This window comes from Nonomuraea spiralis (genome assembly GCF_014648435.1).
Classification (GTDB): domain Bacteria; phylum Actinomycetota; class Actinomycetes; order Streptosporangiales; family Streptosporangiaceae; genus Nonomuraea; species Nonomuraea spiralis.
Genome location: NZ_BMRC01000067.1, coordinates 1 through 9,344, shown reverse-complemented (window position 1 = coordinate 9,344; position 9,344 = coordinate 1). Strand labels below are relative to the sequence as shown.

General features: G+C 68.4%; 14 protein-coding genes and 1 pseudogene. 7 read left to right on the top strand and 8 right to left on the bottom strand.

What is annotated here, in order from left to right:
* The 7 genes from IEZ27_RS53100 to IEZ27_RS54820 all read right to left on the bottom strand — a co-directional run.
* On the bottom strand, window positions 1-275 hold a 275-nt coding region (locus tag IEZ27_RS53100; RefSeq protein ID WP_229825275.1), incomplete at its 3' end, for a hypothetical protein.
* Between the two features lie 655 nt (window positions 276-930).
* Window positions 931-1,518 (bottom strand): hypothetical protein, encoded by a 588-nt coding sequence (locus IEZ27_RS53095; protein WP_189654264.1) that lies wholly within the window; start codon window positions 1,516-1,518, stop codon window positions 931-933.
* Window positions 1,515-2,003: a SigE family RNA polymerase sigma factor gene (locus tag IEZ27_RS53090; RefSeq protein ID WP_189654263.1), complete on the bottom strand. Its 489-nt coding sequence runs from the start codon at window positions 2,001-2,003 to the stop codon at window positions 1,515-1,517. The genes IEZ27_RS53095 and IEZ27_RS53090 overlap by 4 nt, the downstream gene beginning before the upstream one ends.
* A 161-nt stretch (window positions 2,004-2,164) precedes the next feature.
* A complete protein-coding gene (locus IEZ27_RS55235) occupies window positions 2,165-2,299 on the bottom strand; it encodes a hypothetical protein (RefSeq protein WP_268246149.1) in 135 nt (44 codons plus the stop codon).
* 146 nt (window positions 2,300-2,445) lie between these two features.
* The gene (locus IEZ27_RS53085; protein ID WP_189654262.1) at window positions 2,446-2,658 is read right to left on the bottom strand and encodes a hypothetical protein; all 213 of its coding nucleotides are present in this window, start codon (window positions 2,656-2,658) and stop codon (window positions 2,446-2,448) included.
* Window positions 2,659-3,442: 784 nt separating this feature from the next.
* Window positions 3,443-3,844 (bottom strand): carboxylesterase family protein, encoded by a 402-nt coding sequence (locus IEZ27_RS53080; RefSeq protein ID WP_189654261.1) that lies wholly within the window; start codon window positions 3,842-3,844, stop codon window positions 3,443-3,445.
* On the bottom strand, window positions 3,841-4,236 hold the full coding sequence (locus tag IEZ27_RS54820; RefSeq protein ID WP_229825314.1) for a recombinase family protein: 396 nt from the start codon (window positions 4,234-4,236) through the stop codon (window positions 3,841-3,843). The genes IEZ27_RS53080 and IEZ27_RS54820 overlap by 4 nt, the downstream gene beginning before the upstream one ends.
* Between IEZ27_RS54820 and IEZ27_RS54815 the strand changes: the two genes are divergently transcribed.
* Window positions 4,184-4,402 (top strand): hypothetical protein, encoded by a 219-nt coding sequence (locus IEZ27_RS54815; protein WP_229825316.1) that lies wholly within the window; start codon window positions 4,184-4,186, stop codon window positions 4,400-4,402. The two genes, IEZ27_RS54820 and IEZ27_RS54815, sit on opposite strands and share 53 nt — an antisense overlap.
* Window positions 4,403-4,421: 19 nt before the next feature.
* On the opposite strand, the pseudogene IEZ27_RS55845 reads toward IEZ27_RS54815, so the two are convergent.
* A pseudogene (locus IEZ27_RS55845) lies at window positions 4,422-4,466 on the bottom strand (hypothetical protein); the annotation flags it as partial.
* Window positions 4,467-4,830: 364 nt separating this feature from the next.
* Here IEZ27_RS55845 and IEZ27_RS53070 point away from each other — a divergent pair.
* The 6 genes from IEZ27_RS53070 (at window position 4,831) to IEZ27_RS53045 (ending at window position 9,173) form a co-directional block, all read left to right on the top strand.
* A complete protein-coding gene (locus IEZ27_RS53070) occupies window positions 4,831-5,223 on the top strand; it encodes a GntR family transcriptional regulator (protein WP_189654260.1) in 393 nt (130 codons plus the stop codon).
* Window positions 5,220-6,182: an ABC transporter ATP-binding protein gene (locus tag IEZ27_RS53065; protein WP_229825311.1), complete on the top strand. Its 963-nt coding sequence runs from the start codon at window positions 5,220-5,222 to the stop codon at window positions 6,180-6,182. Before IEZ27_RS53070 ends, IEZ27_RS53065 begins: the two co-directional genes overlap by 4 nt.
* Window positions 6,183-6,231: 49 nt before the next feature.
* Complete coding sequence (locus tag IEZ27_RS53060; RefSeq protein ID WP_189654259.1) at window positions 6,232-7,170, top strand: ABC transporter permease; 939 nt, start codon at window positions 6,232-6,234, stop codon at window positions 7,168-7,170.
* A 394-nt stretch (window positions 7,171-7,564) separates the two neighbouring features.
* Entirely contained in the window at window positions 7,565-7,996 is a 432-nt protein-coding gene (locus IEZ27_RS53055; RefSeq protein WP_189654258.1) for a hypothetical protein, read from the top strand.
* Window positions 7,990-8,223 (top strand): helix-turn-helix transcriptional regulator, encoded by a 234-nt coding sequence (locus IEZ27_RS53050; RefSeq protein WP_093892252.1) that lies wholly within the window; start codon window positions 7,990-7,992, stop codon window positions 8,221-8,223. Before IEZ27_RS53055 ends, IEZ27_RS53050 begins: the two co-directional genes overlap by 7 nt.
* Window positions 8,220-9,173, top strand: coding sequence for an NAD(P)-dependent alcohol dehydrogenase (locus IEZ27_RS53045; RefSeq protein ID WP_189654257.1), 954 nt, complete (start codon window positions 8,220-8,222; stop codon window positions 9,171-9,173). Before IEZ27_RS53050 ends, IEZ27_RS53045 begins: the two co-directional genes overlap by 4 nt.
* Window positions 9,174-9,344: the final 171 nt, after the last annotated feature.

The following is a 9,344-nucleotide window of genomic DNA, read 5'->3' as shown; positions in this document are numbered from 1 at the left end:
CATGCGCGTTTGATCAGGCGGCGATGCCAGGCCAACAGGGTGCCGGGGGTTACGAGCCGATGAGCTCGCAGCACCGTCGGCAGGAAGCGGGCCAAGGCCGCCAATAGTGCCCGATCGGCCCAGTCCGGCTTCGGCCGGACGACCTGACGCTTCAACACGGCAACCTCATGCCGGAGCACCATGATCTCGACATCCTTGGACGCCTGGCCACGCCCTAGCAACACCAGCCAGCCGAATACCCGAATCAAGGTCAGATACAGCAGACGAACCGACACAGACCGCGATCCTGCTCGCACGGCGCCTGGAGGTCAAAGCCGCAGATCAAGCACGATGCGATGAGTTATGAAGCGGTACAAGGTCGGCTGCTGGTTCGAGGGGCGAGCAGGCGATGCGTCTCGCCATTGCACGTAGACGCGGAACTTGGTGGCGGTCGCGTCGTAGACGGCACTGGGGCCGACCAGGCTCCACTCGCTGCCGCCGGGCGTCGACGACGACGTTCCCGCCTCTGCCCGTCAGGAGTTCGAGTCGGCCGTACGTCATGGTGCCCCCGCCCGATCTCCCCTGGGATGAGCCAGGGCCGGGCGGGGGCTCGTCCTGCCTGCGGCTGTCAGACCTGTTCTATCGGGGGACGTAGACGCCTTCCCCGTACTCGAAGATCTTGGAGCTGCCGGGAGCGAGGGTGCCGATGACCCGGTGGGTATCGCCCGGGCCGGAAATGTCGATGAGAAATAGCAGCGCTGCAGCTTGGTCTCAGGACTGGTGGTGACGGGGCCGTGGTCGTGCCGCTGGTGTTCTTCCCCGCCGCACCGCGGTCAGCGCAGCGCCGACCTGCTGCCATGAATCGTCATGACACTGGCAGGCGGGTGCGGCGCGTTCGGCCTGGCTGTGCTGAACAGTCCAGAATCGGCAGGCGAACGCCCATCGCTGGATCTACCTGGGGAGCTCGGTGCTGCACTGGAGGGTGTCGCCGACATGGGCCAGACCGAAGACGGCGCCCAGCTTGCTCGGGTTGTCCGGCAGGTAGCCGGGCGTTCTGATCCCAGCGATGATCTTCGTCCCGGCGGGCATGGCCGCCGGATCGATGGTCATCACAACATGCCGCCCGTCCTCGTCCTTGCTGCTGGACATGACCTTGTCGAAGCCCGGGATGTCGACCGGGGACTGACAGAACTCGTTGATCCGTATGTCAGCCGGGATGCCCGCCTGAGCCAAGGTGCTCTCCAGGGTCGCCGGGTCGAGGGTCTGCTCCTTGGTGAGCTTGACGGTGACCGTACCGTCGGCGTTGCTGTCGACGGAGAAGGCGGCGAGCTGGACGTGCAGGCCCGCGGGAGGTGCGTTGACCTGCGGGCTGCTGGTCGCGACGGCCAGCGTCAGTCCCCCGGCCACGGCGGCCCCCGCCGCTATCGCCGTGACTTTCCTGCGGCGGCGCGCCCGGCCTGCCGCGACGATCCGCTCGACGGGGGTGTGCATGTGCACGCCCTCCATCGACTCCCTCATGATGTCGAAGACGTCGTTCATGGCTGGCCCTCCTGAGTGATGGCGGTGGCGAGGTCACTGCGCAGTGTGGCGACGGCCCGTGCCAGGTGCGCGGTGACGGTGCCTGGAGCGATGCCGAGGGTTTTGGCGGTGGTCTCTGTGTCTAGGTCGAGGAAGACCCGCAGCGCCACCACCTCCCGCTGCCGCCTGGGCAGGCGCCGCACGGCTGCCATCAGCGCGGGGTCGATGCCCTGCGTCTGCTGGTGTCCTTCGGCGTCCTGGCCGGCCAGTGCGACCTCACGGCGGCGTCTACGCCACCACGAGACGTGGGTGTTGAGCGCGGTGCGCACGACCCAGGCGAGCGGTGCGGGATGCGCCCGCACCTTGCGCCAGGCGCTCCACGCCTGAGCGTAGGCCTCGGCGACCAGGTCCTCGGCCAGGTGCGGGTTCCCGGTGCCGACCAGTACGGCACGCAGGCACGCGTCCCTGCTGTTTCGGTAGAACTCCTCGAAGTTCAGTTGCTCCACACCCTCTACACGCCTGGGAGCGTCATCACACTTACCGGAAATCCCACAATTGTTCGCGCGTAGAGAGAGTCGACGATGCCCGGCGTACCGCCGGGGAAGAACACGCAGCAGCTACATCTCACCGACAAAATCATCCTGCGCTTCCGACCGATGGCCCCGATTCAGGAAGGCTGGGCCAGGGGCGTGTTCGGGCAGCCCTGCGCGACCTGGTCGAACGCGGCCTTCTCCGCGGCGTCCACGCTGAGCTGCCCATGGCGTTTGATATCCGCCCACCCGGTGACGTAGCGACAGCGCACCGCCTCGATGGGGCAGCCACAGCGCGGGGTCCTTGTCGGCCAGCAGGCTCAGGTCCCCGAAGGCAGATGAGTTCCTGACAGGCGCCTCACCATTGCGGAGCGTTCTTCCCGATCGGCGTGCGCCTCCTCAAGTGGTGGGTGACCCTTTACTCAAGCGGCAGGGCGTGCCGTCCGGCAACCTGGCGGATCTCCTCCAGCGGGTACGGCGTCTTCCTGCGCTCACTCTGCAGATCGTGGTAGAAGTCGCTCAGCACGGTGGCCAGCGGGCTGTGCCGCGACCCTGCCGGGCACGCAGGTCGGCTGCGCTCTCCCGCGGCCCATTTCCGCACCAGCGCCGACGCGGTGGCACCGTAGGCCAAGGTCCCTCGGGCCCGCGAAGTTCGTCTTCCTTCCTGCTGAGCGCATGTGCATCCACGAAGGCAAGGCAGCGTGGGGGCTCTGCCGGAACAGGACGACACTATGCCCAGAAACAGTAGCGCCGCCCGCCGCGAACAAGCCCGCGCTCTCGCGGCCGCCGAAGGAATCCCCTACACCCAAGCCCTCCGCCGCTTTGACGAGGCCCGAACCGCTGTCGGCGAGGCCGACGGCGAAGCGGCTGCCCCGCTAGTCCAGAAAAGCGCGGCCGACCTGGTCGAGATCCTGGCTGCCCGCCTGCGGGCCGGGCGGGTTGGGTTGGATGATCACGAGTCTGTGAGGGGCGGTTTCACGGGAGGGGCAGCTTCGTAGTCTCTCGCACCGACGATGCGGGGGAGCGGGGCCGTTCTTAGTGCCGTGTCAGAATCGTTTGACCTCTTTGGTGGAGCAGTGGTCTGCCCGCCCGCGGTGGGCGCACAGATCGACCGTGATGAAGAGTGGTTCTGGCGGTGGGTGATCCACCAGGGGCCTCCCCCTGAGGTGTGGACACCTTGAGTACCGGATGGAGATCCGGAGACGATGAAGTCCTACCCGCCGGAGTTCAAGGCGTGGACTTGCCCTTGTCGTTCAACCCGATGACATAGCGCTGGCCTTTCGGCATAGCTGGTCTTGCCTTTTACTCGATGTCCCCAGCAGTACGGCGCGTTCGCGCGACGGTGCCGAGAACAGCGGGATCGACGTCCGGAGGCTCAGCGAGGCTCGGCGCTCGCCCGCAGGGAGTTGATCAGTTCAATGACTGGGCTGATGGTCAGGGGGGGCGCTGTGGGTCTTGTCGTTGACGATCGTCAGATGAGGTGCCGTACGGGTGGCGGCGGGCCACGGGGTGCCGTCGGGGCTGCTCGGTACGCCGGTGCGGGCGAACTCCGTCCAGGCGTGGGTCATGGTTTGCGACACGTGCGCGTCCGTCTCGTCGTAGTCCTCGGCGGGGGTGAGGCGGCCGAACACGTACGGGATGTCGGACATGTGGAAAGCGAGCTTGCCAGTCCGGCGGTTGCCTGGTGAGACGCGGTCGAAGCGGTAGGCGTAGGTGGTGCGGCCCAGTTCGGTGAAGCGCCGGTAGGAGGCCAGGGCCGGTTGTGTCCAGATGGCGGTGGTGAACAACTCCGCCAGCTCCTCATACGCACTGCTCATACGCACTGCCCGTGAGCGAGGACACGATGGAGTCGGCCTGCTGGCGGCCGAAGACCGCGGCCATCTTGGCCAGTGTCGCCGGCGTGTAGAGATGGGCCGGGTCCACCGATTCTGGTGGCGCCCCGTAGGGGCCGGTGGGGGTGATGAAGTAGCGCGTCTCGTTCTCGGTGTGACTGAACAGCTGCAGCCCGCCCGCCAGCGCCATCAGCTCGGCGGCGTGGCGTGCGGGCCGCTTCAGCTCGTGCACGGTGAAGATCACTGTCTGGCCGGGGCGCGGCCGACTTGATGTCCCGGCACAGCGCCAGCGCGGCATCCAGCTCGGGCCGCACCTTGATCCGCGTGGAGATCTTCTCGGCGAAGATCCGCGTGCACCCGGCCGCGCGCAACGCCACCAGCTGGCTGTCCAGCTCCTGGTTCTTGGTCGAACATCGCGCGTACCCGATCCGGATCGCCGGTGCGGACGCAGCGACCTCGGCGGCCGCCACCGGCGCGCACCAGGTCGGCGTCCAGCCGGGACCGCCACCTCCAGCAGCTCACGCAGCGCGGGCACCAGGATGAACCGCGCGGCGTGGTACTTGGAAGCGACCTTCCCGCCCCGCGTCCGACACGGCGACGGGGCCATCCCCTCACAGCTCGGGCAGTCGAACCGCTCGACCGCCGCGGCGGCCTCCTCCGGTGTCAGCTCCACCCGCCTGCTCTCGCAGAACGTCCTCGCACAACCCGCCGGTTCTGCGAGGACGTTCTGCGAATGGCGACCTGCGCCACCGTGCCCGCCAAGTCCGGCCTCGGTGCTCTCGCAGAACCGCGTTTGTGCGAGCCGCGATCCGTCGCTCCTGTCGCGCAGAGCTGCTCTGTGGCCGGCAGTGCGGACCGAATCTGGGGGCGAAGTGACGACGACGACCCGCGCGAGGGGCCAGGAGGCCGAGTTGACGAAGATCGTGGACATAAATACCCTTTTACTAATCTAATAGGAAAAGGGTATTGCGATGATCAATCTTCGCCTCGATCCAAGCTCTGGTGTGGCGACCTATCTGCAACTGGTGCATCAGGTCAAACACGCCTTGCGGCTCGGTGCACTCATGCCGGGCGACCGGCTGCCGACGATCAAAGAGGTCGTCAGCGACCTCGCGATCAATCCGAACACAGTGGCCAAGGCCTACCGCGAACTGGAACGCGAGGGCCTGGTCGTTGGCCGACCTGGGTTGGGCACGTTCGTGCAGCGGTCCCTGGGCGGCGGATCCATGGCCGATCACACCCGGTTCCGCCGTGATCTCGCCCGGTGGGTGCGCGGCTGCCGTGAAGCAGGGCTCGACCAAGAGGACATGGAGGCGCTGTTCACCTCGGTGCTCACTGACTCCCTCCGGGAGGAGATCGCATGACGGCGGATCGGATGGTAGGAATGTTCGGCGGCGGATCCGGTGAGTTCGCCGTCCCAGCGCAGAGCCCGACGGCCCTGGAGTCCACGGGGCTCACCAAGCGGTATCGGGGCACGTGGGCGTTGCGCGACTGCACGCTGTCCGTCCCCGCCGGCCGGGTGGTCGCGCTCGTCGGACCGAACGGCGCGGGCAAGTCCACGTTCCTGCACCTGGCCGTCGGTCTGATCGCGCCCACCCAGGGCAGCGTGCGTGTCTTCGGCGAACCGGTCGGGCAGCGGGCGGCGGCCCTGGCGCGGGTGGCGTTCCTGGCTCAGGACAAACCCCTCTACGGCGGCTTCACCGTCGCTGAAATGCTCCGCTTCGGACACCATCTCAATCCGGGGTGGGACGACGCCCTGGCCCGGCAACGGCTGGCGGAGCTGGACATCCCGTTGAACCGCAAGGTCGGCAAACTTTCCGGAGGTCAGCAGGCGCAGGTCGCGCTGACCATCGCCGTGGCCAAGCGGCCGGACCTGCTGGTCATGGACGAGCCGCTGGCCAACCTCGATCCAGTGGCCCGGCACGACGTCATGCGCTCCCTGATGGCGGCGGTGGCCGAGACCCAGATGACCGTCGTGCTGTCCTCCCACGTGGTGTCCGACCTGACCAACACCTGCGACTGGCTGGTGGTGCTCAACCGCGGCCAGGTCCAGATCAGCGGCGAGGTCGACGAGCTGCTCGCCGCCCACCGGATGCTGTCCGGCCCGGCCGAGCTCGCCGACGGGGTGGCAGCCCGGATGCCGGTGATCAGCGACAACCGTACCGAACGGCAGGCCGACCTACTGGCCCACACCGGCCCGGGAACGCCGTTGCACGACCCGCGATGGAGAGCGTCCGGCGTGAGCCTGGAGGAGCTGGTGCTGGCCTACCTGCGCCGCCCCGACGCCACCTCGCTGCCTCGTCCGACCCTGACCATTTCCTGACCGCTAAGGAGACATCGAAGTGTTGTGGCTTACCTGGCGGCAGCACCGCATGCAGGTGCTCCTCACCACGGCGCTGCTGGCCGTCCTCGGCGCGGTCCTGCTCATCAACGGCCTGGGCGCGGCCGGCTTCGCCGCCCAGAACACCCCGGCGACCGACTGCGTGACGGACCCGGACGCATGCGGTACTTACACCTTGGGGATGATGGAGTGGATGTGGTCGGTGGGTGAGATCGTCGGGTGGCTTCCGTTGCTGGCCCCGGCGATGATCGGCGCTTTCTGGGGCGCTCCGCTGCTGTCCCGGGAGTTCGAGCACGGCACGCACCAACTGACCTGGACCCAGTCGGTGACGCGGCGCCGCTGGCTGGTGACCAAGGTCGGCGGGCTCGGCGCCGCTGTCACGCTCGGCGGCTTGGTGCTGGGCGGCATCGTGAACGCGTGGTTGGCCGCCTTCGACAGTCCCGCCTTCCCGGTCAACTTCTTCGGCAACCCGAACTGGTTCCGCCTTGTCGGCATCGTTCCGGCGGCGTGGTGGTTGTCCGCGTTCGTGCTCGGCGTGGCCACGGGCGCGCTGTTCCGGCGGACCCTGCCGGCGATGGCGGTGACCCTGGCGGTGTGCGCGTTGGCATTCTTCGGACTCCTCAGGGCGCCGTCCTTCTACGCGACGCCGGAGCGAGCCGTGCAGGCCACGGTCATGGACGACCCCGCACCGGATGACTCCCTGTACGTGAACAGCTACTGGATCGACGGAGACGGCGTGAAGTACACCTCGCAGGAGAGAGAGCTCGCGCTCGCCGGCTCCTGCGGGACAGACGAGACGACCAAGAAGTACGCCAAGTGCGCCTTCAGCCACGGCTATCGACAGGTCGCCGAATTCCACCCCGCGAGCAGGTTCTGGCAGTTCCAATGGACCGAAGCGGGAATCCTGCTCATCCCCGCTCTCGCATTGGGCGGCGTCGCCGTCCGGCGCACCCTTCGGCCCCGCATCTGAAGCCCACTATCGCCTCATCACGGCTGAGCTGGGTGGTGCACTAGCGGCAGGGTGAGAGCCGCATGGCCCGCCCGGGGCAGTGGCCGAGTGGTCGCAGGCGGCCCCCTCCGCCTTGTGAGGTCGGTGTGGCCGATCAGCGTCACCTGGGATAGAAGGCGCGGATACCGGTGCTGCCGTCCCTCTGCTTGACCAGCGTGAAGCTCTGCGAGCGCCGGCTCTTCCGATGAGGGCGGGCCGGTGCGACCTGCGCCGTCCGGCCGACTGTGGATGTTTTGCGGCAACACCGCGCCGGGCGCTATGGCGTCGCCGGTCGTGCATGTAAATAAACTTTGACATGGCGTCTGGGGCGCTTTACATTGGTTGATGTCAGCTTTGTTTTACATGAGGAGCGGGCATGGCCTTCGAGGAAAAGCGCGCCTGGGTGATGATCGTGGTCTCCGTCGGCGCGTACGCGATCTACGTGGCGACCGTCCTGGGCCGGGCCGGCGACGGCCCGCTCGCCGACGTCGCCTACGCGGGAACTCTGCTGTGGACCATCGGTGGCGCCATCGTCGCCGCGATCGTGGCCAACATCGTGATGGCCATCGCGGGCGGCCACGGCGCCGACCGCACTGACGAGCGCGACCGTGAGATCAACCGGGTCACTGAGCGCATCGGGCAGTCGATCCTCGTCATCGGCGCGCTCGCCGTACTGGTCATGGCCATCGCCGAGCTGCGCCACTTCTGGATCGCCAACGCCGTCTACCTGGCGTTCGTGCTGTCGGCGGTGCTCAGCTCGTTTGCCAAGATCATGGCGTACCGCAAGGGCGGCTTCCAGGCGTGGTGAAGCCGACGCGGGTCACCAACGCGATCCGGGCCCTGCGGTTCGCGCACGACGAGATGACCCAGGCCGAGCTGGCCGACCGGGTCGGCGTCACCCGCCAGACCGTCATCGCGATCGAACAGGGTCGCTATTCCCCCTCGCTGGAGATGGCGTTCCGCATCGCCCGGGTGTTCCGGGTCGGACTCGACGACGTCTTCCAGTACCCCGACACCGAAGGAGACCCCTCATGAGGGCGATCGTCCAGGACGAGTACGGCCCGCCGCACATGCTGAGCCTCGGCGAGGTCCCGATTCCGGCGCCCGGTGCCGGCGATGTCCTGATCCGGGTGCACGCGGCCGGCGTCGACTACGGCGTGTGGCACGTCATGACCGGGCTGCCGCTCATCGGGCGCCTCGGCTTCGGCCTGCGCAGGCCCCGCAACCGCGTGCCGGGCATGGACGTGGCCGGGGTCGTGGAGTCCGTCGGCGCCGACGTGACCGCGTTTCGCCCCGGCGACGAGGTGTACGGCGCGGCGACCGGCGCGTACGCGCAGTTCGCGCTCGCCCGCCCGGGCAAGCTCGCCCGCAAGCCCGCCAGCCTGAGCTTCACCGAAGCGGCGGCCGTACCCGTGTCAGGGGTGACCGCGCTGCGGGCCGTCGGCCAGGTCACCGCCGGCGAGAAGGTCATGGTCATCGGCGCCGGCGGCGGAGTGGGCAGCTTCGCGACGCAACTCGCGGTCGCCGGCGGCGCCCACGTCACCGCCGTGTGCAGCACAGCCAAGGCCGACCTCGTCCGGTCACTGGGCGCCCAGGCCGTCATCGACTACACGCGCGAGCCGCTCACCGGGACATACGATCTGATCATCGACATCGCGGGCATCCGGCCGCTGGCCCTGCTGCGCGGGCTGCTCACCGAGCGCGGCCGGCTCGCCATCGTCGGCGGCGAGGGCGGCGGTCGGTGGTTCGGCGGGCTCGGCCGGCCGCTGGCCGTCCGGCTGATCACCCCGTTCACGCGCCAGCGCCTGGACGCGCCGATCTCGCTGACCCGCACCGCCGACCTGGACACGCTGCGCGACCTCATCGAGGCCGGGGCCGTACGACCGGCCGTCGGGCGCACGTACTCCCTGGCGGAGGCCTCCACCGCGGTGGGTGACCTGGCGGCGGGCAACGCGCCCGGAAAACTCGTCATCACGATTGATTGACCCCGGCAAGATCAACGCCGTTGTTGGGTCGGACCGGGGCGCCCTGCCGTGATTGCTCACGGTGGGCTTCCCCGGCCCGCCCGCCGCACCCGGCGTGCGCGTCTCCACGCACCGGGCGCTCCACGCGTCGATGCCGTTGGTCAGCCGCCTCAAGCGACTGCCGGTGTCGGG

Excerpts from the sequence above, each read along its gene's own strand:
- IEZ27_RS53095 (WP_189654264.1), bottom strand. The coding sequence starts at position 1,518 with ATGAACGACGTCTTCGACATCATGAGGGAGTCGATGGAGGGCGTGCAC.
- IEZ27_RS53080 (WP_189654261.1), bottom strand. The coding sequence starts at position 3,844 with ATGAGCAGTGCGTATGAGGAGCTGGCGGAGTTGTTCACCACCGCCATC.
- IEZ27_RS53070 (WP_189654260.1), top strand. The coding sequence starts at position 4,831 with ATGATCAATCTTCGCCTCGATCCAAGCTCTGGTGTGGCGACCTATCTG.
- IEZ27_RS53065 (WP_229825311.1), top strand. The coding sequence starts at position 5,220 with ATGACGGCGGATCGGATGGTAGGAATGTTCGGCGGCGGATCCGGTGAG.
- IEZ27_RS53060 (WP_189654259.1), top strand. The coding sequence starts at position 6,232 with ATGCAGGTGCTCCTCACCACGGCGCTGCTGGCCGTCCTCGGCGCGGTC.
- IEZ27_RS53055 (WP_189654258.1), top strand. The coding sequence starts at position 7,565 with ATGGCCTTCGAGGAAAAGCGCGCCTGGGTGATGATCGTGGTCTCCGTC.
- IEZ27_RS53045 (WP_189654257.1), top strand. The coding sequence starts at position 8,220 with ATGAGGGCGATCGTCCAGGACGAGTACGGCCCGCCGCACATGCTGAGC.